The organism is Corynebacterium diphtheriae (assembly GCF_001457455.1).
GTDB classification, from domain to species: domain Bacteria; phylum Actinomycetota; class Actinomycetes; order Mycobacteriales; family Mycobacteriaceae; genus Corynebacterium; species Corynebacterium diphtheriae.
Genome location: NZ_LN831026.1, coordinates 66,169 through 90,425 on the forward strand (window position 1 = coordinate 66,169; position 24,257 = coordinate 90,425).

A 24,257-nucleotide genomic window follows, 5' to 3' on the forward strand; every position below is an offset into this window, starting at 1 on the left:
TTGCTGTCCAACCCACCTAGCCGATTTTTATTGGGTGTGGCGTTGAGCGTTGCTCTGAATAGCCTTCTCCAACCAGACCGCCAAGCCTTTCGCGTACTTGTCATAATGCGCGGTAAAGCGCGGATCGGCAGTGTAGCCCTGAGCAATCAGCGCATGCTTGCTGTGTGAAACCGGAAACCATTGCGATAAACATGCCCGGTGTTCCTCTGCGAGTGCATGTGCGTCTGGGGAATCAGGGGCCATACCCGATTCGAAAGCTTGGGCAAGGCGCTGGTCTAGCTTGTGCATGACCATCTGCCGAGCAGCAAAGTCGTCCTTGCCCAGCTGTGCTGCGCGCTGTTGGGAGATTGCCCAGTCTTCGGTGTCACCCCATCGCTCCTCGGCTTCCTTCTCCCACTTGCTCCATTCGCGGCCAAGGACCTTCGCGGTGTGGTCTGCAGAGAGCGGTTCGTTGTGGTTCATGGTGTCCTCCAAAAGTTGATGTACAGATTCGATCATGGAAGTCACACGATGTTTCCGCTGTTGCAGAAGTTCCAGCTGTCGTTGGAGATGGTCCGCGGGAGAGCTGTTGCTTTCGAGCATGTCGCGGATGGTTTTTAGCGGCATGCCAGTTTCGCGGTACAGCAAGACCTGGTAAATCTGGGCAACATCCTCCTCGCTGTAGAGGCGGTAATCGGCCCAACTGCGCCATTGGGGGCTGACTAGTCCGATGTCATCCCAATGGTGAAGAGTGCGCACGCTTACACCGACGAGGTCTGCTACTTCACCAACAGTGCGAAGATTGTGTTCTTCCATGGGAGTTACCATTCACCCTGACGCGGTGTGAGGGTCAAGCGGGCCGATTTTTATTAGATTCGACTACTGCTCGTCGATCTTCTTCTTTACGGCTTCTTGTACTTGGTCTACCTTGTCCGCGTACTTGCCTTCGGTTTTGGAGTCGATAAAGTCGCCGGCCTTATCCACGGCCTCCTTCACCTTGTCGGAGTTGTTGTTAATCAGGTCTTTAGCTTTGTTGAGAATATCCATGCAGGTCAGTCTACAGAAATTTCTCTACTAGCTGCTGGTATCCGGCAACAGTGAGGCGGAGATCTTCGAGGTGGAGGTACTCGTCATGGGAGTGGAGTTGGTCGTGAACATGCCCTAGGGTGCGGTCGGGTGCATGGACTGCAAATCCGTAGCCATTGCCACCCATTCGCCGTGCAAAGCGCAGGTCAGAACCACTGGGTGCGATCATGGGGATCACGGTGGTGTCGGGGAAAGAGTCGTGGAGGACCTCGGCTAGTGTGCGGTAGAGCGGGGTGTCGGTGGGGGAGATGGTGGCGGGTTCGCAGATGAGGTGTTCGATGGTGACGTGGGGTGCGAGATCACCGAGGGCTTGGGTGAGCAGGTCGTCCACGTAGGCGTCGTCGTGCCCTGGGAGAGTACGGATGTCCATGTCGAGCCAGGCGTGGCTGGGAAGGACGTTGATGGCTTGACCTGCGCGCAGCACGGTTTGGGCGATGGTGAGGTGGGAGATGGCGTGGCCGAAGGCTGCGAGGTCGCCGAGGTGTTCGTAGCCGGTGCCGTCTCGCAGGGCGGCGGTAGTGGTGGGGTCGAAACGGAAGGCGTCGATAAAGCCGCGCCAGATGTCGTCGGTGCTTACTTCGGGTTCAAAGGCGGCGATCCGGCGTGCTACTTCGCCGATCGTGGCGATGGCGCTGTCCTTGTTATAGGGGGCGGAGCCGTGGCCGGCGTCGCCATAGACGTGGAGGCGACGCTGGGCAGCGCCTTTTTCGCCGACGTAGATGATGGTGGAGTCGGAGCCATCACGGCCTGGGATGTGGGACCCGCCGGTTTCAGAGATACAGTTCTTCCAGCTCAACGCGTCGGGGTGGTGTTGGGCTAGCCAAGCTGCGCCGAGGCCACCGCGGGCTTCTTCGTCGGCAAGCGCTGCGAAGTAAAGAGTGCCGGCGTTGCCGCCAGTACGGGCAACATGTCGGGTGACGGCGGCCATGGTAGCGGTAATAAAGAGCATGTCGACGCTGCCGCGACCGTAGAGTTTGCCGTCGATGATGGTGGCGTCGAAAGGTGGGACGCTCCAATGTTGCGTATCGACGGGCACCACATCGGTGTGGCCTAAGAAGGTGAGGGGCTCGGCGGTAGGGTCGCTTCCGGTAGCAGTGACGACGAGGCTGACGCGCCCTGGGTGAGGTTCGAAGCGCTGGATGTTCACGGGACTCCCCGCGAAGAACTCTTCTAAAGTGGCCGCATTGCGTTCCTCGTGGCCGGAGTCTGGTGTGAGGTCGTTGACGCAGGCGTTGCGGATGAGTTCGGTGAGCAGGGCGAGGGTGTCGTCGTAAAGCGTCATGTGTACCACATTAAGGGCAATGGGGGTGATTGACATCCAAGATTAAACACCGTTCAATGATTATCGCTAGGATTTTTGGACATCTACCAATTGCCACAACATGGGAGCATCACGTGACTGACATTCTAGAACTCGCCCGCACCAAAGTGCTCAACAACGGCGAAGGCCTAAACAAAGAAGAAGTCCTCCAAGTACTACAACTCGACGAAGCACGCATCCCAGAGCTACTCGAACTCGCCCACGAAGTACGCCTCAAATGGTGCGGCGAAGAAGTAGAAGTAGAAGGAATCATCTCCCTCAAAACCGGCGGCTGCCCAGAAGACTGCCACTTCTGCTCCCAATCCGGACTCTTCGAATCCCCCGTGCGCTCCGCATGGCTCGACATCGCAGGCCTCGTAGAAGCAGCAAAACAAACCCAAAAATCCGGTGCCACCGAATTCTGCATTGTGGCAGCCGTCAAAGGCCCCGACGAGCGCCTGATGAGCCAGCTTGAAGAAGCCGTCGCCGCCATCAAATCGGAAGTCGACATCGAAGTCGCAGCCTCCATCGGCATCCTCACCCAAGAACAAGTCGATCGCCTCAAAGCCGCCGGCGTACACCGCTACAACCACAACCTAGAAACCGCACGCTCCTACTTCCCCAACGTAGTGACCACCCACTCCTGGGAATCCCGCCGCGAAACCCTACGCATGGTCGGCGAAGCCGGAATGGAAGTCTGCTCCGGTGGCATCATCGGCATGGGTGAAACCCTAGAACAGCGCGCCGAATTTGCCTGTGACCTCGCAGAACTCAACCCCACCGAAGTTCCCATGAACTTCCTCGACCCACGCCCAGGAACCCCATTCGCGGACTATGAAGTCCTCGACACCACAGATGCATTGCGCGCAATTGGAGCATTCCGACTTGCGCTTCCTAAAACCATCCTGCGCTTCGCCGGCGGCCGCGAACTCACCCTCGGCGACCTCGGCACCGAGCAAGGCCTCCTCGGTGGCATTAACGCCGTGATCGTGGGCAACTATCTGACCACCCTCGGCCGCCCCATGGAACAAGACCTCGACATGCTCGGCAAACTCCGCCTACCTATCAAAGCCCTGAACGCGAGCGTCTAATGGCCACACGTACACAATCCACAGAACTCCTCGAAGCCCTCCTCGCCGGCGAAGCACCCCGCTTTCACCCCAACACCGGCCAAGAGCTTGTCGACGACATCGAGATCACGCTCTCCCCATCAGCCCGCGCCGGGCTCGAAGCACCCCGCTTTTGCCAGATCTGTGGCCGCCGCATGGTTGTGCAGGTCCGCCCCGATGGCTGGGAGGCTACCTGTTCACGTCATGGCAGCGTAGATTCCGCTTACTTGGGTAGGCGCTAGTGGGCGCACCACCCCCGTTCACCCCCGAAAAAGACGGCACTTCACACCAAATCTGCTCAAACGGCCGGTTTGGAAGCGATTTGGTGTGAAGTTCCGAGAAAAATCCTTCGAAATACCCCCGTTTGGTGGCTCTTCCGGTTTTAGGGTGCATTGATTGTGTGTCGGATGTTGGCGGCGTGGAAATCGCCACGTTCAAGCGGAAGATTTGGTGATATGGGTCGCCGGTGTAGGCGTAGTCCCAGGGGGGCGCCGATAAGGGTGTGGTCGTGCATGCTTTTGGTCGGAAAATATATCAACCAGATGATGTATTGAGATTTCCTTTGCCTAGCCTAATTAGGTTATAGTAAGCCTTGCCTCAAATCTGATTCTCAAAGTAAAGGAAAACTTGTGCGTTTATCCAGAAAAATTACAGCTGTGGCAGTGGCAATCGCTGCCAGTGGTGCTGCGCTTACTGCATGCAGCAATACATCAGACACTGCAACGGATGCTTCAGCAACTGGCTCGTCTGCAGCACTGACCGTCACTGACGTCGCTGGTCGAACGGTTGAATTTGATAAACAACCAGAGCGCGTGTTGCTCGGCGAAGGCCGCGCCATGTTTGCTGCCTCGATCTTGGACAAGGAAAACCCAGGTGAGCACATCGTGGCCCTCGGTGAGGATCTGCACAAAGCTGCACCGAGCTTTGAGGCGAAACTTTTTGAGGCTCACCCAGAGATCAAGGACATCCCTGTTATCGGACACATTGCTAAGGGCAATGTGTCTGTAGAAAACCTGTTGGCTTTCAACCCAGATGTTGTGGTGATGACCCTTGACCACAAGAAGGCAGCCGAGCAAAATGGCTTCCTTGCCAAGATGGATCAGGCTGGCATGAAGTACGTGTTTACGGACTTCCGCCAGAAGCCACTGGAAAACACCACCAAGTCGGTGGAGGTTTTGGGTGCTGTTCTTGGCGAGCAGGACAAGGCAAAGGAATTCAACGAGTTCTACACCAAGAAGCGTGACGACATCATCGCTCGTGCAGAGAAGTTGGAAAACAAGCCACGCACCTTGGTGTGGCGTGCCGCTGGTCTGAAGGACTGCTGCTCCACGGTGAAAAACTCCAACCTTGGTGACTTGGTCAACGCTGCTGGTGGCATAAACATTGGCGACACTTTGCTGGATACCGAGTCCGGCGACCTGACCGCTGAGAAGGTTATTGCTGAGCAGCCAGAAAAGATCATTGCAACCGGTGGCGCTTGGGCGAAAGACCCCAAGAAGCCTGAGGTTCTTCCTCACGTTGAGCTGGGCTACACCGCTACCGATGATGTAGCAGAGCGCACCCTCGAAGGCCTACTTAAGACCCCTGGCTTTAGCACCTTGGAAGCTCCTAAGAAGGGTGATCTGCACGCGGTATTCCACCAGTTCTACGACTCCCCATACAACATCTTTGCTCTTGAGCAGTTCGCACAGTGGTTGCAACCAGAGGAGTTCAAGGATTTGGATGCTGTGAAGGACTTCAAGGAGTTCCACAAGAAGTGGATGCCATTTGAGTTCTCGGGCGTGTTCTTCGTTACCGACAAGGTTGAAGCTAAGTAAATGAGCAACGTAGTCGAGCAGTATCACAAGCGCTCACGACGCAAACTCTTAGCGATTGTGATTCTCACAGTGCTGGCCATCGCGGCATTCGTGGTGGCCACTGTGGTGGGGCCGGTGAATCTTACTCCGGCCACCATGCTGAAGGGCATTATTCAGCCCGATAGTGTTGATCCCACCACACGTACTGTGTTGTGGGATTTACGCCTGCCGGCGTCGGTTATGGCTGTGTTGATTGGCGCTGCGCTGTCGCTTTCTGGTGCCCATATGCAGACCATTTTGGATAATCCATTGGCGGAGCCGTTTACGCTGGGTATTTCGGCGGCGGCGGCTTTCGGTGGCGCTGCGTCGATTGTTTTGGGCTGGGTGCTTATTCCGCATGCGCAGTTTAATTTGGCTGCGGTGGCGTGGGCGTCGTCGTTAGTGGCTGTGGTGATTGTGGCTGGTGCCGCGGTGTGGCGTGGTGCTGGCGCGGAGTCGATGATTTTGCTGGGCATTGCGCTGGTGTTTTTGTTCCAAGCGCTGTTGTCGTTGATGCAGTATCGTGCGACGACTGAGGCGTTGCAGCAGATCGTTTTTTGGACGATGGGTTCGCTGCAGCGGGCAACGTGGACTGCTAATGCGATCATTGCGGTGATGTTGGCAATCGCGATTCCGTACACGGTGGTCAACGCGTGGCGTCTGACGGCACTTCGGCTTGGCGACGCTCGCGCGGCCGCCTTGGGCATTAATGTGGCAAGGCTGCGCGTGATCACCCTCGTGGTGGCGTCGCTATTAGCGGCAAGCGCGGTGGCGTTTGCTGGCATCATTGGCTTCATCGGCTTGGTTGGCCCCCACGTGGCCCGCATTTTGGTGGGCGAGGAGCAGCGCTTCTTCGCGCCAGCGTCGATGGCAGCGGGTGCGTTCCTGCTGGCTACGGCCCACGCGGTGTCTATTACGATGATCCCTGGTGTGGCACTTCCTATCGGCATTATTACTGCGCTGGTGGGCGTTCCGTTCTTCGTGATCTTGGTGTTTACTCGCCGCCGCGCAATGTGGGGGTCCTAGCATGAGTTTGAGTATTTCTGACCTGCGAGTCTCCTATGGTCATGGTCCGCGCACGCGCCATATTTTGAATGGTGTGAGCTTTGGCCCAGTGCCACTGGGAACGGTGACGGGCTTGTTGGGTCCTAACGCTGCTGGTAAATCCACGTTGATTAAGGCCATTGCTGGTTTGAAGGCCACCTCGGGTGGCACGCGCACCATCATGAGCAAGGGTGCGGAGGTGCCGCATCATGAGCTGCGCAATGTGGTGGGCTATGTGCCGCAGGATTTGTTGACCAGTGCGTCGTTGACGGCGTTCGAGTCTATCTTGGTGTCCGCGCGTAAGGGCTACGATCCGCTGTTGAGCTCTGGAGCGGTGATGGAACGCTTGGGCATTACTGCGCTGGCGGATCGCTACGTTTCGGAGTTGTCGGGTGGCCAGCGTCAGCTGGTTGCGGTGGCGCAGATGTTGGTGCGTCAGCCGGAGGTTTTGCTTCTCGACGAGCCCACGTCGGCTCTTGACCTGCGCCATCAGGTGGAGTTGCTCAAGTTGCTGCGTGCTGAGGTGAATTCTCGGGATTGCCTCGCTGTGGTGGCGTTGCATGATCTAAACCTAGCGGCGCGGTATTGCGATCATTTGGTGGTGCTTAGTGGCGGCCATGTGATTGCTGAGGGTGCACCGACGCAGGTGCTTACTTCTGACCTGTTGGAGCAGGTCTACGGGCTGCGTGCCCGTGTTCTTGACGACGCCGGAGTGCCGGTGGTCTGTCCCGTGGAGGATTAGTTCTTTCACTTCGTAGGCCGGCGGGAGTTGCTAGGCTGGGGTGCCTGAACCCCAGCTGTAACCACCACATCCCTAGGAGGGATTTGACCGTGCGACTTCTTAAGCCGGCCCTTGTTCTCGCCATTGTGGCGGGTATGACGCTTTCTGCCTGCGGTTCTGATTCTGCGACAAAAGACATCAGCGTTGCGGGCAGTGAGCTGTCCTTAGATAAAACAGCGCTGGTTGCGGATTCTTCTGGGGTGGAGGTTTCGCAAGCGTTTTTCCCTGATGCCGACAAAGTAGATTCGGTTGTGGTGGCAGGTGGCACCGCGCAGCACCGCTGGGAGGGAGCACAAGAGGCCATTAAGCGCGGGGTCCCGTTGCTTGTCGACGACTCCTCCAACACCGAGGCCATCAATGCCGAGATCGAACGGCTTGGGGTAAAAGATGTGGTTCGCATCGGTGATCCAGCAGCCGACGCCCAGCAAGTGGCGGCCGACGCAGCTGCTAAGAAACACCACACCGAGGACGTGATGGTACGCCAGATCACTAAGCTTTCTGCAGAACACGGTCACCTTGATGGTGGGGCAGCGGTGTTGGTGTCACAGGCGACGTCGGCAGCTAGTGTTGCCACCGCCAAAGCCTCCGGCGCCACCGTGGAATACCTCTCTTCAGGGGACCCACGTGAATCCGCTACTTTGCAAAAAGATGCCCACGCCAAAGTGGTGGGCTTAGGGCCGAGCTTTAGCAACCAAGAGCGCTTCCACCGCGCGGTAGATATGCTGCAGGGCCCAGAAGTCCCAGGTGGCGGGCACTTGATTTTCCCTGAACATCGCCTCGTCGCTTTATATGGTCACCCCTCTGGCGGTGCACTCGGTGTGATGGGCGAACAACCTGCTCCAGAGGCAGTGGCCAAGGTAAAAGAGCTTACTGAGCACTATGCCGCCATCGATCCGCAGACCACCACCGTGCCTGCTTTTGAAATTATTGCCACCGTAGCCAGCGCAGACCCTGGCCCAGACGGCAACTACTCCAACGAGGGCACCATTGATGAGCTGCGTCCGTGGGTAGACGAGATCGGTAAAGCGGGCGGATATGCGGTCCTTGATCTGCAGCCAGGCAGCGCGAACTTCCTCGACCAAGCCAAGCAGTTCGAGGAGCTGCTCAAACTTCCGCACGTGGGGCTTGCTCTTGACCCCGAGTGGCGGATCAACCCAGGTGAAAAGCCCATGGAGCGGGTGGGAAGTGTTGAGGCCGCTGAGATTAATAGCACGGCTGAGTGGCTTGCTGGCCTTGTTCGCGATAATAACCTGCCGCAAAAGCCCTTTGTGGTGCACCAGTTCCAGTGGCAGATGATCCGTGGTCGTGAGCAGCTTAATACCACCGCCCCTGAGTTGGCGTGGATTCTGCACGCTGACGGTCATGGTCCGGCGCGCGATAAGTTTGCCACTTGGGAGATGGTGCAGCAGGATCTGCAGCCGGAGTTCACTATGGCGTGGAAGAACTTTATTGATGAGGACACCCCGATGTTTACCCCAGAGCAAACTATGGATATTTATCCGCGCCCAGGGTTTGTCTCCTATCAATAACGGTATTGTGGTGGGCTATGGCTACTCGTATTGCTGAACCAGGCGAGCCGATCATCGAGTTCTTCGCTGATTGGCTCGACAGGATTTCTAATCCCACTAACCGTGCCATTGCCGAGCGGATTCTGGCGTGGGTGCATGAAGAATTCCCTGATCTGGGTTACCGTTTTGCATGGAAGCAACCCATGTTTACTCACCACGGCACGTTCATTATTGGGTTTAGCCCAGCGACCAATCACATTTCTTTTGCCCCTGAACGCGCAGGCATTGTGAAATGGGAGCCGCAGTTGAAACAACGGGGGTTGTCTTACGGGAAGATGATGGTGCGGTTGCCGTGGGATCAGCCGATTCCTTTCGATCTGCTGCGCGATGTGATCGCCTTTAACATCGACGATAAACGCGATGTGACAAGTTTTTGGCGCAAGTAATACAGGAGGATATGATGGCTCGCTCAGTGGTGGTGTGGTTCCGTGACGATCTACGCGTCCACGACAATCCAGCTCTTATGAAGGCATGGGAGCTTGTTCGTGCCAACCCTGCGGACTTGCATGCGGTCTACATTGCCAACGAGGTGGGGGTTCGCCCCCTTGGTGGGGCAGTCAAGTGGTGGCTGCACCACAGCCTGCTGGCTTTGTCTGAGCAGCTGGCGCAGCGTGGTGTGCGTCTGCATGTGCTCTCCGGCGACCCACTCACGCTGTTGCCACAGCTAGTGACTTCCTGTGGTGCTACAGCCGTGACGATGAATCGTCGCTATGATCCCGCAGCACGCAGTATTGATGATGCCTTCGTCGCTGATGCCAGTGCCCACGATGTGGAGGTCTACGACTTCCCCTGTCACTTGCTGGCAGAACCAGGGGAGATCACCACCACAACCGGTGGCAGCTACAAGGTGTTTACGCCCTTTTCCCGTAACCTTCGCGACGCCATCGGTGACCTGCCCTTAGACACGCTTGCGGCACCACCCAAGGCCGAACAGCCCATAGACGACACGGAAACCCAGGCCGCGATTGCGGACTTAGGCTGGGACGCATGGTGGGCTGCGTCGATAAGCAAGGCGTGGACCCCAGGTGAACCCGCCGCCCGCGAAGCCCTCGCCGAGCTCGACGACATCCTTCCGCGCTACCTAGACGACCGCGACCGCCCTGACATCGACGGCACTTCTAGGCTAAGCCCGCGCCTGCGCTTCGGGGAACTCAGCGTCGCTGAGGTGTGGAATCATGCCCACACCTCGGAGGGGTTCCGCCGCCAACTCATGTGGCGAGATTTCGCCTGGCACCGCCTCGACGCGCACCCCGACATGGCGACCGCCAACATCCGCCCCGAATTTGACCGCTTCCCTTGGGACGGCGGTGACTTCGAAGCCGAACTGAACGCTTGGCGTCATGGCCGCACCGGCATCGCGCTTGTCGACGCCGGCATGCGCGAACTATGGGCCACCGGAACCATGCACAACCGTGTGCGCATGGTCGCCGCATCCCTGCTGGTCAAAAACCTAGGAATCCACTGGCGGCACGGCGAGCAATGGTTCTGGGACACTCTCGTTGATGCCGACCCAGCGTCCAACCCCTTCAACTGGCAATGGGTAGCCGGCAGCGGTGACGACGCCGCCCCCTACTTCCGCATCTTCAACCCCGATACCCAAGCGCGCCGCTTCGACCCCGACGGCACCTACCGCACGCGATGGCTGCCCATCATGAGCGTGGACTATCCCGAAGAGGCGATCGTAGACCTTAAAGAATCCCGACTTCGAGCCCTCGACGCCTATAACGCTTGTAAACGCTGAGCAATCAGATAGGTTAAGGGGTATGAGAAAACTGTATTATGCCTCGTTAACCTACCTCATTCTCGGGCTTGTAGCCGGGGTGTTCTACCGTGAATGGACTAAGGTGTTCAACGCCGTGGACCGCTCTCAACTCAACACCTTGCACACCCACCTCCTCGTGCTAGGAACCTTCTTCTTCCTCATCGTCTTAGCACTCGACAAGATGTTTCACCTCTCTGGCCAAAAGAAATTCCAGCAGTGGTTCATCTTCCACAACGTGGCCCTAGCATGGACCACCCTCGCCATGCTGGCCAACGGCATCGTAGCTACCAGCGGCGGTATGTGGGGCCCAGCCCAATCGGGTATCGCTGGCTTGGGCCACATCCTGCTCACCGGCGGTTTCATCTGGTTCTTCAGCATGCTCAACACCGCCATCAAGCGCAGCGAAGCTAACCAGAAATAAACTGCTCCAGCTCCGCGCGGGCAGCCTCGTCGCGCATCTGGCGCGGCGGGGACTTCATCAAATACGCAGCCGCTGGATACACCGGCCCACCGATACCGCGATCCTTGGCGATCTTCGCCGCGCGCAGGGCGTCGATAATTATGCCCGCAGAATTCGGCGAATCCCACACCTCCAGCTTGTACTCCAGATTCAACGGCACATCGCCAAACGCAGTGCCCTCCAAACGCACATACGCCCATTTGCGGTCATCTAACCAGCCCACATAATCCGATGGGCCAATATGGACATCCCGAGCCGCAATTTCTTGATCCAAGTTCGACGTCACAGCCTGCGTCTTAGAGATTTTCTTCGACTCCAAACGCTCCCGCTCCAACATGTTCTTAAAGTCCATGTTGCCGCCTACATTCAGCTGCATCGTGCGATCCAAATGCACACCACGATCCTCAAACAACTTAGCCAAAACGCGGTGCGTGATCGTGGCACCAACCTGTGACTTAATATCATCGCCCACAATTGGCACCCCAGCCTCTTCAAACTTGGCAGCCCACTGCGGATCAGAAGCAATAAACACTGGTAGCGCATTCACAAATGCCACGTTGGCGTCGATAGCACACTGCGCATAAAACTTATCCGCCTCCTCCGAGCCCACCGGAAGATAGGAGACGAGGACGTCGACACGCTCATCCTTGAGTACCTGCACCACATCCACCGCCTGGGCAGGGGACTCCTCAACGGTTGCGCGATAATACTTGCCCAAACCATCAAGAGTAGGGCCTCGCTGCACTGTCACACCCGTCTCCGGCACATCGCAAATACGGATCGTGCAGTTCTCCGAGGCATTAATCGCCTCCGACAGATCCAGCCCCACCTTCGCGCGATCCACATCAAACGCGGCAACAAACTCAATATCGCCCACATGATAATCCCCAAACTGCACGTGCATAAGGCCTGGCACCTGCTGTTCAGGGGACGCATCCTTGTAATACTCTACGCCCTGTACCAGCGACGATGCACAGTTGCCCACACCGGCAATGGCAACACGAATAGCAGACACACATACTCCCTTGGCTTTGATAACAACCGAACATAAGCTTCACGACGTACCCACTGCGGGGGAGACCCACGGGTGGGTGCTGTCGTGGATCTCGGCCACTATACCGCCGGTGTGGAGCATTAAAACTGCTGGTTAATCGGTTAAGTAAATCGGTACAGATGGATCATGCAGCTACGAAAGGGCGAGAAAATTACTGCCAAAAATACCAAAAGCCTCCCCACTTTGAGGGGGAGGCTAAAGGCGATGTTAGGCCACCGCGCCGAAGGCATAACCGGCACCGAAAGTCAGTGCCAAGCCGAGAATGCCACCGATGGTCAGGCGCAGTACTGACTTCACAGGCGAGGTGCCGCCGATACGCGCTGAGATATAACCGGTAATAGCCAAGGCCAGCAAGGTGACGGCAGTTACGGCAATCGCGCCGGCCACGCGGGAGAGATCTGGGATCAAGAAGACCGTGAGCAGTGGCAGCAGTGCGCCGAGCAGAAAGGATGCTGCCGAGGACACCGCAGCATGAAGCGGGCTGGTGAGGTCATGGGGATCAATGCCGTACTCGATTTGCAGGTGGGCACGGAAGGGATCGTTGCGACCAATCTCAATGGCGGCACGATACGCAGTGGCAGTGCTCATGCCGTAGTTTTCAAGGATCCCAGCGATTTCTGCGCGCTCTTCACCTGGAGCGTGCAGAAGCTCGTTGTATTCCTGCTCCATGACCTTGTGCTCGTTGTCGCGCTGGGCAGACACGGACACGAATTCGCCTAGTGCCATGGATACGGCGCCGGCGATGGTGGCTGCCACACCGGAAAGCAGCACTGTGGAAGTGCTGGCGTTGGTAGCGATCACGCCGAGCAGCAGGGCAGAGATGGACACAATGCCGTCGTTAGCTCCGAGGATGCCGGCGCGTAGCCAGTTCAGCTTGGAGTTGAGCCCCGATACTGCCACTGGGTCTAGGGCTTGGCCCGTGGAGGAGAGGGTCCCTGGCAATGGTGGGAAATTCTTTTGCGTCATCGTTGCCTGCCTTGGTTTTATGGTGCGACTCGGTGTCGCTTGGGCTTCATTGTGCTGCTATTTTCAGTAGCGGGCAAGGATTGAAACCCTATCCTTAGCTGGGGATAGTTAGACTTTCCACTCTTTCTATCTCTGCAATGACGAGGCGCCGTACCCGCGGATCATGGGGCATGTCCTCGTGCAAAATGATCGCGTGCTTAGACACTGCTTGCGCATAAATATTGCGTACAAGTTTTCCGTGGAGAAAGCAGGATTCTACCGGCTGGATAATGGTGTCGGAACGGGTGGCAATGCAGCTGTAATACACGTACGGCAGTGTGTCGCCATCTGCGTTGAGTTGTGCAATGAGCTCGCTATCGTGCAGCATTTCAAAGCCGCTAGCCCCAAAAAATCCGGTGATAAGGGAATCGATCACTGCGGTACCACGCGGTGTGCGCCCCAGCGGGCTCATCATTCCGCCGTGGGAGGTGCCGTGGTGGGGGACCGCAAGTGAAATGAGGTGGCTTACTTTGTTTGCGCCGTCGAGGTTGTGCATCCAATAGCGTGCCAAAATTCCGCCTTGCGAATGCCCCACCACAATCGCTTTCTTGGCCTTGGTGACGGTCAAAACGGCGTCGATATATGCGCCTACTTGGGCCGCGGATTCCGCTACGGCTGCGGTGGAGCGCATCCCAAAATCCGGTGCCCACACGGCGTAGCCGAGGCTGCGAAGCGCGTGCCCGAGCTCCATCCAATCGCCTTTGGTGACTCCCGTTCCGTGGATCAGGATGACGGGATAGGGGTGGCGTTTCGACGGCCGATCGCGCCAGTCGTCCTCGAAGATTCCACGGGCTGGCAGGCGGGCAGAAAGCGGCAGGTGATGCTGGACAACTGCCATGGTTTTCTCCTTGTACTATCAGTGCGTGTGCCTTTACTGTTAGTGTAACCACACCAATAATAGTGATTTATCAACAAGCCTTGAAAGGATAATGCAATGTCTTTGACTGTTGCAGAAGCTATCGCCCAACGTCGTGCCGTACGCACCTACACCGACCAGCCCATCCCGGACGATATCCTTGATCGCGTTGTTGCCCAGGCCCTCGAAGCGCCTACTGCTTTTAACGCCCAGCGTGCCGACGTTGTGGTGGTACGCGATCAGGCTGTCAAGGATGCCCTTTTTGCAGCTTCCAAGCAGGCGCAGCTTCGCGACGCTCCCGCAGTGCTCGTGATCGTCGCCCGTGCCGATGCCCCCACCGACCTACCCGAGCTCCTCGGCCCCGACCGCGCCGCTTATGCCAACGGCTTCTTTGCGCGTCTCGACGCAGCCGCTCTTCGTGAAACCGCGCTGAAAGATGCCATGCTTGTCGCAGGTTTTGCCCTCATTGCAGCCCAAGGCGAAGGTCTTGCTACCTCGCCCACTACTGGCTGGGATGAGTCCCAGGTCCTCGAGGCTGTCGGACTTGGCGGGCGTGATGACCGCGCCGTAGGACTTGTCATCGCCATGGGCTACCCTGCCGAGCAGCCACTCCACCCTGGCCGCGAGGCAAGCCGCCGCGTCAACGATCACTACTAAAACGTTATGTCCCTTTGATCCATCGGGTTCCCGATCCTCGTTGTGGGCCTGAAGGATCAATGTGTGCTTTTCCAGCGCGTCGTAAATTGCGGAGAATCTCGGTGATCTCGGGACGTGGCATGCCTATGCTCTCTGCAATTTCGGCCGCTGAAATCGGGGAACCGGAGCTGAGCTTTTCTTCAACCCATGTTTGGACTGACGATTGCGGGATTGTCTCTGACTGATAATAATTGGTAGTTTTTCGAGCTTTTTCGCTGAGAAACCATTCATCCGTGTTGTGAATTTGGGTGAGAAGACCATTGCTTTCAAGAGCAAACATTAGCTCGGTAGCTTCTTTTGAGGATGTCTGAGTCTTCACACGAGCTTGTTTGAGCGATATGACAGGAGAAGTCCAGAGGTGCCACAGCACTATGAGAGTGTTGACGCTATGGAGCATGTCTGGGTTGAAACTGAGACTGAGCTCATGCAGTGCTTTGATAAAACTCTCGTCTGGATTTCCTGAATGAAGGATAACTTCGACAAAAGTGTCCTCGGTATGAACATCCGGAATATCACGACCGCTGCCTAATAGGATTTTTTCGGTGTCAAATGTGGTTCCAGTAAAGGCTTCCGTGCCCCCCGATTTTATCTTTAATTCCAACCACAATATGTCCAGTGTCGGCATCCCCATTGGCAAGGCATACTGCCTCATCAATGAGCTTTTCAATCAAAGCCGCTTGTGGATTGCCATGCTGTTTCCCTCGACCTGCGCATGCTGGGTCTTCTTTGAATTCCAAAGTTTCTGATTCCAAAGAATCTGCAATGGATCCTTCCCAGATGGCATCTAGTGCATTCATGACATGAGCGGGGAGGGATGTGAGGGAAACTTCCATGAACAAAGATACATTTCCCCAGCAAGTTGTTTTGTCCGGTGGCAGTTATTGTTCTAAACAACTTGTCAACAACTTTGGGGTGCTATGTGGGGTGGTTTTACTTGTGTTTTCGCAGCTAGGGGTAGTTGTTTCGAGTTGTTTTAAGTTGTTGGGCTGTGGATGGGAAATGTGTGGAAGATTTCCGTAATTTTATGGGCTCTTCCGGTTTTAGAGTGCATTGATTAGTTCGCTGGGGTTCGGGCGTGGCACAAGATATTGGGGTCCTTGGCTTTGTAGGAATAAGGGGTCTAAACCATCCATCCACAACCAAGGACCTACTGTGCAGCCTAACGGAAATGCCATCGTCATCGAAGCCGAGCCCGTCGAGCCCATCAATGAATGCCCCGCATGCGGGCAGCCAAGAAAACCATGAGCAAGCGCCGCAAAGACATCTCCGCCTACATCCGACACACAAACAATGCACTCTACAACCGGAAGAGCCACCATTCGGGGGTATTTCGAAGGATTTTTCTCCGAACTTCACACCAAATCGCTTCCAAACCGGCCGTTTGACTGGATTTGGTGTGAAGTGCCGTCTTTTCGGGGGTGAACGGGGGTAGCGCTAGCGTAGGTGGTCTGCTCGGCGTCGTCCTAGTGATCCTTGTTGGTCTTGCGGGTGCTGCTGCGGTTCCGGCCCAGGGTTTGACCCGTACATACCCGAAGGTCTTGCCACCGAAGGGCGCTCCGGTTCCACCGAGCCACCATTCGGGGGTATTTCGAGGCATTTTGCACAGAACTTCACACCAAATCGCTTCCAAACCGGCCGTTTGGCTGGATTTGGTGTGAAGTGCCGTCTTTTTCGGGGGTGAGCGGGGGTGGCGCGCCCACCAACGCCCACCAACACCACCCAATCCCAGCCAAGCCATGGTTGTGGAAAACGTCCTGCTCCGCGTAGTGCCACGCCCGAACCCCCGGCGAACTAATCAATGCACTCTAAAGCCGGAAGAGCCATTTTGTGGAGTTTTTGCAGGTCAGAGATTTAAGGGGAGTTGGGACGTGTAAAAACTATCGTCTCAAGTTGTTTTGTTCGGTGGCAGTTGTTGTTCTAAACAACTTGTCAACAACTTTTGGGTGTTATGTGGGGTGGTTTTACTGGTGTTTTCGCAGCTAGGGGTAGTTGTTTTGAGTTGTTTTAACTTGTTGTTGCGTGCCTACTGGGTTGATCGGGGGCTTCTCGGCATAGTGTTGTAGCTATGACTGGTCCACTTATTCTGCCGTTTAATGGCAAGGTTCCGCGTGTTCATGAGACTGCATTTATTGCTCCGAATGCCACTTTGATTGGTGATGTGACGATTGGGCCCCATGCTTCGGTGTTTTATGGCTGTGTGCTGCGGGCGGATATTAATTCGATTGTTGTGGGGACGCGTACGAATATCCAGGATAATTCGGTGTTGCATGTTGATCGTGACGCTGCCTGTGTGCTGGGTGACGATGTCACGGTGGGGCACATGGCGTTGGTGCATGGTTCCACTGTGGGTGATGGCACGTTGGTGGGCATGCATGCCGCGTTGTTGTCGCGTTCGGTGGTAGGTGCTGGCAGTTTGATTGCTGCTGGTGCGGTGGTGCTGGAGGGGCAGGTTATTCCTGCGAAGTCGTTGGCTGCTGGGGTGCCGGCGAAGGTGCGTCGTGAGTTATCTGATGAGCAGTCGGCTGGGTTTATTCCTCATGCTGGCCGTTATGTTGAGGTGGCGGCTCAGCATGGGGAGTTGGGTGCTCCGCTGAGTGTGGAGGATGTTCGCTTCCGTTAACAGGATGTGAGGATGCGCTTTGCCAGTCCGAGTGGGTCTTCGATGAGGTGATCGAGGGCTACTGCTCGGGCGGCGGCGCGTGCGTTGTCCAGGTGGGTGGGGAAGACGCGGATTTCTATGTTGGGGTTGGTGGGGGAAGAACGTAGTGCTTTGCCTACGGTCCGGGCGTCGTCGGGGTTGGAGAACGCGGAGCCTGCGAGCACGATGCTGTTGGGGGCGTGTTCTGCGACGAGGTGGACGGCGGCTTCGCTGAGCAGTGCGACGTCCTCTGAGGAGGTGTCGATGGGAACGGTGGTGATGCTGTCGGGGGTTTGTAGTGCTGCACCGGTGGAGTCGTCGGCGTAGAAGATGAGGGTGGTGCTGGGATGGTTGGGGTCTTGTGCTTGTTGTTCCGCGCCGGCGATGGCGGTGATCACGCTGGTGACGGCGATGGGGACGGGGATTTGTTTGTAGAGTGCGCTGACGATGTCGAGGCGGTCCCATCCGAGGTTGGCTGCGGTGACGAGTCCGGTGGGGGATACTCGGCCGGAGCTGGAGATTCCGATGCTGGCTAGTGGCAGTTCGGAGAGTGTGGTGAGCTCGGTGATGGCGGTTGTGATGGCGTCGATGTAGGTATCGATGCTTGTCGACGCCGGCCGGACCTCAATCATCTTTTCCCGTAGGGCGATGCCTCGGGTGTTGTATGCGCCGATGTAGGTGGCGCGGGTGCCTACTGCGACGCCGATGTGAACCCAAGGTGAAGGTGCGAGTTCGATGGGGATGGTGGGGCGCCCTGGTCCTTGAGGGATGGAGAGGTCGGGGCGTTCGCGAACGAGGTGCGCTTCCATGAGTGCGGCGACTGCGCGGGTGACGGTTGGTTGGGATTTACCTGATCCGTTGACCAGTGTTGCCCGTGTGACTGGTTGGAGGTGGCGGATGAGGTGCAAACATGAGGCAGCCGGGGAAGTGGGCTTAGTAAAGGACGGCGTGTTCCTCAGTGTTCTGCGGTTCGGCATGTGTCAAATTTTAGGGGTTCGTAGACCAGCTTGTCTAAATTAGACGGTGTTCAAAAGTTTGATAAATAGATGTTTTGAACTGCAAATATGCTTTAAATGCGGTGCCCCTATAGACCGATCGGTACGCCTAGGGGTATATGGCCGAGAAGAAAAACAAAAGGTGAAAGTGCACTTTTTATATAAGCGTTATGAGGTTACATCTCGGCGACAAGGATGAATATATTCCCGACATATTGGGGGTAACGGGGGTGAATTTCATAACGTTGAAATATAGACAATAAAAATATTGAACTTTAGGGAACTCTTGCCTTATTGCTGCCGACAACTACTGCGTTCCATTGCCACAACCCATCACGGAAAGCTGTTTATGGTTGCAACTTACACACCGTCCGCCGAGAAGCAGGAAGCGTCGACACGCGCTTTGCCCCGCCACCTGCGACGACTGCACTTCTTCGCAGGCATCATCTGCGCGCCACTCATCTTCATCGCATCGCTGACCGGCCTCGGCTACGCCTTCGGCCCCAGCCTCGATAAAGCCGTCTACTCCGAAGCCATCAACGTCACACCCAGCGGCGATGAGCTACCGCTAGAACGAATCGTTGACATCGCCCGCGCCACCCACCCCGACCTTGAACTCGCTGGTGTGCGCGTAGGCAACTCCGACCAAGCCACGCGCGTGATGTTCAACGACCCCACCTTGCCCAAGAGCACCACGCAGGCAGTCTTTGTCAACCAATACACCGGCGACATCACCGGCGACATGCCGCAATACGGCGGATCGGCTGCACTTCCCATCCGACACTGGCTCTCACTCGGACACCGCGATCTCTGGCTCGGCGAACCTGGCCGCCTCTACTCCGAAACCGCCGCATCGTGGCTCGGTGTTCTCGCCGTCAGTGGTGTGTACCTGTGGTGGAAACGGCAGCGCAAAGCCGGCCGCCTAGCTGCCATGTTGCGTATCGACGGCCGCGGCCGCACTCGGAATCTGCGCTGGCACGGCGCAATCGGCACCCTTGTGGCCGCCGGCATGATCTTTTTGACCATCACTGGCTTGACATGGTCGTCTGTAGCAGGCGACAACATTCGTTCGGTACGCACCGCCTTGAACTGGACTACGCCGTCGGTAAGCACGGCGCTCGGTGCGGCGACCGAGCAAACCCCCGCCGACCCCCACGCTGAGCACGGCGGACACAGCGGACACCATGCGCACATGGCAGCTCTGGACGTATCTGAGCAGGCACAACGCGTAGCAACCACCGCTGCCGGCGAACTGCGCACCCCCTTTACCGTCAAGCCCCCGAAGGAAGACGGCCACGCCTGGACCGCCGCGGAAGACCGCGTTGCTTACCGCCTCACCTACGACGCCTTAGCTGTCGACGGCTCCAACGGGCAGGTGACCGACCGTGTGGACTTTGAGCAGTGGTCATTGCCCGCAAAGCTCACTGCCTGGCTGATCGAATTGCACATGGGCACCCTGCTGGGCGTACCTAACCAAATCGCCCTCGGTCTGTTGGCTATTGGCCTTCTCATCCTCGTGGTGCGTGGCTACCTGCTGTGGTTCCAGCGTCGTGGCACCGCGTGGGTTGGTAGCGCTCCGGCGCGCAGTGTAGACGGTGTGCGCGGATATGGCGCACTTGGCTGGATAGGCGTTGCTGCCATGGTGATCTATGGCGTGGTGGCACCCCTGTTTGGTATTACCTGCGTGGCGTTTTTGATCTGCAGCATGCTGAAGAAGTGAAGTGAGTAGTTCGTGCCAAAACTTTTTGAGGCTCGCAGCGTTTCCGCAGGTCGGAGATATAAGAAAAGATGCAATTTGGCACGAACTACTCACTCGCAATCATCACGGCAGTTATTACACAATCCTCGTAGTGCCCTAGACTGTGTTCACATGAGCTTTTCCCCAGAACTGCCTGACTTTATGCAGGGCCTCGGCGTGTCCGTCCATGCCATGACCAACGCCGATGTCCCCGCGCACACGGACTCCGTTTTACGTAACCTGAATCGTTTTGAGCAGCACTTTACCGCCGACGATCTTGTTGTAGTGCCGTTGTCGGAGTACACCTTTTTTAACGAGGGGCGTGGCGATATTGGCATCGTGGTACAAGATGCCTCTGGTGCCGTCGTGGGTACCATGTGCGTGCAGTTTATTAAAGGACTGGCCTACCTCAACCCCGCTGTGCCTGAGATGACGCTTCGTTTGGATGAAGCGTGGCGCGGGAAGGGGATCGGTGGCTGGTTGATTGAGCAGGCAACCGAGTATGGTCGTTTGAACGGTTGGCCTGGTATTGCGGTGAATGTGGAAAAGCAGTCGCCAGCTCGTCGCCTTTATGCGCGCCATGATTTCGCTGCTCAGGACCGTGAGGTTGAATATGGTGCTATCATGCTGAAGACCTTGAGTCCGAAGATTCGTAGCGTTGCTGTGTATTGCGGCTCGGCTGTGGGGGAGCGACCTGAGTATGCGCAGGCGGCGCGTGAGTTGGGTACTGCGTTGGCGCAGCGCGGTATCACCATGGTTTATGGTGGCGGCAGGCCAGGTCTGATGGGTATTGCTGCCGACGCTGCCATCGCCGCGGGTGGCAAGGTGCATGGTGTGATGCCGCATGCGCTTGTTGATCTAGAGCAGGCGCATCCTGGTTTGAGTGCGCTTGATATTACTGACACGATGGCGCAGCGTAAGACGCGCATGGAAGAGCTTGCCGACGCCTTTGTGGTCCTGCCAGGTGGCATGGGCACTATGGAGGAGATGTTCCAGGTGTTGGTGCGTCAGCAGCTAGGGCCGTATGCGGGTCCGGTGGCGTTGATGAATATTGAGGAGTTCTGGGATCCGTTTATTGCTGCATTGCGCACAATGAGTGAAGAGGGCTTTATTTCAGAGCGTTATATTGATGCGCTGGTGATGGCGAAAGATTCTGAGGAGCTTTTCCAAGGCTTCAGCTCGTGGGTGAATCCTGGGCTGAAGTGGCTGTCTGACTAGACTGTCGAGGCATGAATAGCTCACGGATTCCTTCTGTTCTCGACGCCTCCTGTGAGGCGTATGTGTACGATCTTGCTGCTGTTTCTCCCACCGATGCGACCGCGTGGGGGATTAGCGGCTATGACGATCAACTCCAAGATTTTTCCCCAGCGTATTGGGAAAAAGTTGCAGACCAGCATCGCAAACTTCTGAACGCCATCCCTGCAGAAGACACCCTCGACTCGGTTGATCGTGTCACGGCTGCTGTGTTGCGGGATCGCCTCGGGGTGGAATTAGATATTGATGCGGCTGGCGATAACCTAGCAAAGCTCAACAATATTGAGTCGCCAGTGCAAACCATTCGTGACACCTTCTTGCTCATGCCGCAGGATACCGACGAGCAGCGCGATGCCATTGCCGCGCGCCTGACTCACCTCCCGCGCGCACTGGCCGGATATAAGGAATCCCTGCAGGTGGCTGCCGCAGCAGGCAGGGTAGCGGCTGCCCGCCAGGTACAGTGTGTGATCGAACAACTCACGGAGCTTACCCAGCCGCAATCAATGCTGACGCAGCTGGGCGTATCGGGTGCCGCTGTGGAGCACGCGCAGGCGGCCTGCGGGGAGATGGCGCAGTGGCTGCGCACCGAACTACTACCCAAGGCACCTGCTGAGGATGCCGTCGGTAGGGAGCGCTACCAGCGCCTAAGCCACCTGTTTGTTGGTGATGTAGTAGACCTTGACGACGCCTACCTGTGGGGTCAAGAGCGCCTGCGGGAGATCGTCGATAAGCAAGAAGCCATCGCCGCCGAACTCTACGGTGCTGGCACCAGCGTCGCCGACGCCATGAAACGCCTCGATACCGAAGAGCGCTACACCATCCACGGCGTGGACGCGCTGCAACAATGGATGCAAACCCAAGCCGACCGCGTAATCGCCGATCTCAACGGCACCCACTTCGCCATCCCCGAGCCGGTACGCACCATCGAAGCCAAAATCGACCCCGCGGGCACCGGAGGAATCTTCTACACCCCACCATCAGACGACTTTAGCCGCTCAGGACGCATGTGGTGGTCTGTTCCCGCAGGTCAAGAAGAATTCCACACGTGGCAAGAACTCACCACCGTATTCCACGAAGCGGTACCAGGCCACCACCTGCAATGCGGACAAGCCACCTGCGAACGCGACAACCTCAACCTATGGCGGCGCGTAGCCTGCTGGAACTCCGGACACGGCGAAGGCTGGGCCCTCTACGCCGAACAACTCATGGCCGAACTGGGATACCACGACGACCCTGGCACCATGATGGGCATGCTCGACGCACGACGCCTCCGCGCCGCCCGCGTTGTCCTCGACATCGGCGTGCACCTGCGCAAAACCACCCCCGACGGCGGTGTATGGGATGCCGCCTACGCTTGGGACTTCCTACGCGCCAACGTGGCTATGGACGAGAAGAACCTCGCCTTTGAACTCGACCGCTACCTCGGCTGGCCAGGCCAGGCACCGTCCTATGCCCTCGGCCAGCGCCTCTGGCAAGACCTGCGTGACAGTGCCGTCGCACAAGGAATGAGCCTGCCGGAATTCCACAGCCGTGCCCTAACGCTGGGGTCTATCCCCATGTCGATCCTGCGGCGTGAGGTACTTCGCTAACCCACGATTTCCACTCCACCTGTTGCGCGCAATATAATGCGGTGTATGTCTGACCAACTGAAACTGGACCAGCAGATCTGTTTCCAGCTGTACACCGGATCGCGCCTCATGCAACGAATGTACCGCGTCTACTTCGACCAGTGGGGAATCACGTACTCCCAGTACTTGGTCCTATTGCTGCTATGGGAAAAAGATCGCCAGACCATCAGCGAACTGTCAGACCCCCTCGACCTAGACAGCGGTACCCTCTCGCCACTACTGCGGCGCATGGAGGCCAATGGCTTTGTCACCCGCGAACATGAACAAAGCGACTATCGCAAAGTAGTCGTGTGCCTGACTACCCGCGGCCGCCGGCTGAAAACCAAAGCCAAAAAAATGAACGACGAGCTCAACGACATGCTGGGCTTTGACGACGCCGACCTCACCGCCGTCACCCGCGTCCTAGAAAAGATCAACCCCTCCGCAGCAATCTAATAAGCTGCGGCAGCCACCCTGCCAGCAACAACACACACAACAGGCGGATAATCTGCACGGCCACCACAATCGGGCCAGCACCGCCCTCGCTGGCAAGGGCTAGGACCGTCTCCAAGCCACCAGGGCTGGTAGCCAAATACGCGTCAAAATAATCCACGCCCATGGTCGCAGCCAACGGCCACGCCGTAAGCGCACAACCACCCAACAACACCACGATAAAAATCATCGTGGCAGGTACTTGGCGTGCAAAAAACTTCAACGCAGCCACCGATAACCCACCGCCGCACATCCAACCAATGCACAAAAACGCAAAAATGCGCACCAACATTGGCGGGGTGAAATCCACATGCGGCAACACCGCACTAGCAGCAACAATAAGAAGCAACGGCCCCAGAATCGACGGCACCGGAATCCGCAACACCGCCGCAAGACGATGGCCCACCACCGCAATCACACACACAAGCGCAAGCGCCCACCACGGCTGGTCGCCACGCGGGGTAACCACATGGTCCAAACCCGTCGGCGCAATCATATGAGCCACGAGCGGCAACGACATCGACACCGCCACCAGACGCAAATACTGCGACAATGCCACATAGCGAAAATCCGCGCCCAGATCCTGCGCCAACACCGGCATGACCGACGCCCCACCAGCCAACATCGACAAAATGCCCGTCTCCTGAGAAATCAACGGCTGCGCCCGCGCCAACACCATGCCACCCACAATGCCAATCGCCAACGTGACAAACGTGACCATGAGACCAGGCAGCACGTAGCGTGCCAGCAGCGCCGGGTTCGCAGTAGCTAACGGCAAACCCGCCAGAATTCCAATGAAGCCACGGCCGAGGTTAAACACCTCCTTGTGGATCGGTAGCTCCGTGCCGCTCACAATCGCCATCGTGGCCGATACAAAAATCGCACCGAGAATCCATGCCGCAGGAACATGCAACATGCTGAACACATATCCGGTTGCAACCGAGGCTGGAACCACCAGCAGCCACTTGGCGGCAACACTGCTATTCCATGCCACTTTG

24 protein-coding genes and 2 pseudogenes are annotated in these 24,257 nt (G+C 57.1%); 16 read left to right on the forward strand and 10 right to left on the reverse strand.

The window, feature by feature from the left end; genetic code table 11:
- Positions 1-27: 27 nt before the first annotated feature.
- From AT687_RS00350 to AT687_RS00355, 3 genes are all read right to left on the reverse strand, one after another.
- Positions 28-795: a MerR family transcriptional regulator gene (locus AT687_RS00350; RefSeq protein ID WP_014318448.1), complete on the reverse strand. Its 768-nt coding sequence runs from the start codon at positions 793-795 to the stop codon at positions 28-30.
- Between the two features lie 63 nt (positions 796-858).
- On the reverse strand, positions 859-1,026 hold the full coding sequence (locus AT687_RS11625; protein ID WP_003850040.1) for an antitoxin: 168 nt from the start codon (positions 1,024-1,026) through the stop codon (positions 859-861).
- Positions 1,027-1,036: 10 nt separating this feature from the next.
- Positions 1,037-2,383, reverse strand: coding sequence for a M20/M25/M40 family metallo-hydrolase (locus AT687_RS00355; RefSeq protein WP_014318449.1), 1,347 nt, complete (start codon positions 2,381-2,383; stop codon positions 1,037-1,039).
- 77 nt (positions 2,384-2,460) lie between these two features.
- Here AT687_RS00355 and bioB point away from each other — a divergent pair, with 77 nt between their 5' ends.
- The 9 genes from bioB (at position 2,461) to AT687_RS00400 (ending at position 10,885) form a co-directional block, all read left to right on the forward strand.
- Positions 2,461-3,456, forward strand: a complete 996-nt coding sequence (gene bioB / locus AT687_RS00360; RefSeq protein ID WP_003850042.1) for a biotin synthase BioB — start codon at positions 2,461-2,463, stop codon at positions 3,454-3,456.
- Positions 3,456-3,716, forward strand: coding sequence for a biotin synthase auxiliary protein BsaP (gene bsaP / locus AT687_RS00365; protein ID WP_014307755.1), 261 nt, complete (start codon positions 3,456-3,458; stop codon positions 3,714-3,716). The genes bioB and bsaP overlap by 1 nt, the downstream gene beginning before the upstream one ends.
- Before the next feature lie 387 nt (positions 3,717-4,103).
- Positions 4,104-5,291, forward strand: coding sequence for an ABC transporter substrate-binding protein (locus AT687_RS00370; protein WP_014302690.1), 1,188 nt, complete (start codon positions 4,104-4,106; stop codon positions 5,289-5,291).
- Positions 5,292-6,335, forward strand: a complete 1,044-nt coding sequence (locus tag AT687_RS00375) for a FecCD family ABC transporter permease (RefSeq protein ID WP_003850045.1) — start codon at positions 5,292-5,294, stop codon at positions 6,333-6,335. It begins immediately after the preceding gene.
- 1 nt (position 6,336) lies between these two features.
- Positions 6,337-7,095: an ABC transporter ATP-binding protein gene (locus AT687_RS00380; protein WP_003850046.1), complete on the forward strand. Its 759-nt coding sequence runs from the start codon at positions 6,337-6,339 to the stop codon at positions 7,093-7,095.
- 89 nt (positions 7,096-7,184) lie between these two features.
- Positions 7,185-8,663, forward strand: a complete 1,479-nt coding sequence (locus AT687_RS00385; RefSeq protein ID WP_014318450.1) for a hypothetical protein — start codon at positions 7,185-7,187, stop codon at positions 8,661-8,663.
- 17 nt (positions 8,664-8,680) lie between these two features.
- Positions 8,681-9,088 (forward strand): iron chaperone, encoded by a 408-nt coding sequence (locus AT687_RS00390; RefSeq protein ID WP_003850048.1) that lies wholly within the window; start codon positions 8,681-8,683, stop codon positions 9,086-9,088.
- Positions 9,089-9,102: 14 nt separating this feature from the next.
- On the forward strand, positions 9,103-10,443 hold the full coding sequence (locus AT687_RS00395) for a cryptochrome/photolyase family protein (RefSeq protein ID WP_014318451.1): 1,341 nt from the start codon (positions 9,103-9,105) through the stop codon (positions 10,441-10,443).
- 22 nt (positions 10,444-10,465) lie between these two features.
- Complete coding sequence (locus tag AT687_RS00400; RefSeq protein ID WP_014301170.1) at positions 10,466-10,885, forward strand: DUF2871 domain-containing protein; 420 nt, start codon at positions 10,466-10,468, stop codon at positions 10,883-10,885.
- Here AT687_RS00400 and AT687_RS00405 read toward each other — a convergent pair.
- From AT687_RS00405 to AT687_RS00415, 3 genes are all read right to left on the reverse strand, one after another.
- A complete protein-coding gene (locus AT687_RS00405; protein ID WP_014318452.1) occupies positions 10,872-11,939 on the reverse strand; it encodes an inositol-3-phosphate synthase in 1,068 nt (355 codons plus the stop codon). The genes AT687_RS00400 and AT687_RS00405 overlap by 14 nt on opposite strands.
- A gap of 246 nt (positions 11,940-12,185) precedes the next feature.
- The gene (locus tag AT687_RS00410; protein ID WP_014318453.1) at positions 12,186-12,944 is read right to left on the reverse strand and encodes a VIT1/CCC1 transporter family protein; all 759 of its coding nucleotides are present in this window, start codon (positions 12,942-12,944) and stop codon (positions 12,186-12,188) included.
- A 94-nt stretch (positions 12,945-13,038) separates the two neighbouring features.
- Positions 13,039-13,821 (reverse strand): alpha/beta hydrolase, encoded by a 783-nt coding sequence (locus AT687_RS00415; protein WP_014318454.1) that lies wholly within the window; start codon positions 13,819-13,821, stop codon positions 13,039-13,041.
- Between the two features lie 96 nt (positions 13,822-13,917).
- Here AT687_RS00415 and AT687_RS00420 point away from each other — a divergent pair, with 96 nt between their 5' ends.
- A complete protein-coding gene (locus tag AT687_RS00420) occupies positions 13,918-14,496 on the forward strand; it encodes a nitroreductase family protein (protein WP_010934031.1) in 579 nt (192 codons plus the stop codon).
- 4 nt (positions 14,497-14,500) lie between these two features.
- Here the strand turns inward: AT687_RS00420 and AT687_RS13360 are convergent.
- Both AT687_RS13360 and AT687_RS12525 read right to left on the reverse strand, forming a co-directional pair.
- A pseudogene (locus AT687_RS13360) lies at positions 14,501-15,374 on the reverse strand (RNA-binding domain-containing protein).
- A 201-nt stretch (positions 15,375-15,575) separates the two neighbouring features.
- Complete coding sequence (locus AT687_RS12525; protein ID WP_167596961.1) at positions 15,576-15,818, reverse strand: hypothetical protein; 243 nt, start codon at positions 15,816-15,818, stop codon at positions 15,576-15,578.
- Positions 15,819-15,944: 126 nt separating this feature from the next.
- Between AT687_RS12525 and AT687_RS13365 the strand changes: the two are divergent.
- Both AT687_RS13365 and AT687_RS00435 read left to right on the forward strand, forming a co-directional pair.
- A pseudogene (locus tag AT687_RS13365) lies at positions 15,945-16,193 on the forward strand (PTS ascorbate transporter subunit IIC); the annotation flags it as partial.
- Positions 16,194-16,600: 407 nt separating this feature from the next.
- Positions 16,601-17,155, forward strand: a complete 555-nt coding sequence (locus AT687_RS00435) for a gamma carbonic anhydrase family protein (RefSeq protein ID WP_014318457.1) — start codon at positions 16,601-16,603, stop codon at positions 17,153-17,155.
- On the opposite strand, the gene AT687_RS00440 is transcribed toward AT687_RS00435, so the two are convergent.
- The gene (locus AT687_RS00440) at positions 17,152-18,150 is read right to left on the reverse strand and encodes an ROK family protein (RefSeq protein ID WP_014318458.1); all 999 of its coding nucleotides are present in this window, start codon (positions 18,148-18,150) and stop codon (positions 17,152-17,154) included. The genes AT687_RS00435 and AT687_RS00440 overlap by 4 nt on opposite strands.
- A 367-nt stretch (positions 18,151-18,517) precedes the next feature.
- Between AT687_RS00440 and AT687_RS00445 the strand changes: the two genes are divergently transcribed.
- The 4 genes from AT687_RS00445 to AT687_RS00460 are packed head-to-tail and all read left to right on the forward strand — an operon-like array spanning position 18,518 to position 23,223.
- Positions 18,518-19,888 (forward strand): PepSY-associated TM helix domain-containing protein, encoded by a 1,371-nt coding sequence (locus AT687_RS00445; RefSeq protein ID WP_014318459.1) that lies wholly within the window; start codon positions 18,518-18,520, stop codon positions 19,886-19,888.
- 12 nt (positions 19,889-19,900) lie between these two features.
- A complete protein-coding gene (locus AT687_RS00450) occupies positions 19,901-21,124 on the forward strand; it encodes a TIGR00730 family Rossman fold protein (RefSeq protein ID WP_014318460.1) in 1,224 nt (407 codons plus the stop codon).
- 11 nt (positions 21,125-21,135) lie between these two features.
- Positions 21,136-22,749, forward strand: coding sequence for a DUF885 domain-containing protein (locus AT687_RS00455; protein WP_014318461.1), 1,614 nt, complete (start codon positions 21,136-21,138; stop codon positions 22,747-22,749).
- A gap of 36 nt (positions 22,750-22,785) precedes the next feature.
- Entirely contained in the window at positions 22,786-23,223 is a 438-nt protein-coding gene (locus AT687_RS00460) for a MarR family winged helix-turn-helix transcriptional regulator (RefSeq protein WP_014318462.1), read from the forward strand.
- Here the strand turns inward: AT687_RS00460 and AT687_RS00465 are convergent.
- Entirely contained in the window at positions 23,201-24,253 is a 1,053-nt protein-coding gene (locus tag AT687_RS00465) for an AbrB family transcriptional regulator (RefSeq protein ID WP_003850090.1), read from the reverse strand. The two genes, AT687_RS00460 and AT687_RS00465, sit on opposite strands and share 23 nt — an antisense overlap.
- Between the last annotated feature and the right edge of the window lie 4 nt (positions 24,254-24,257).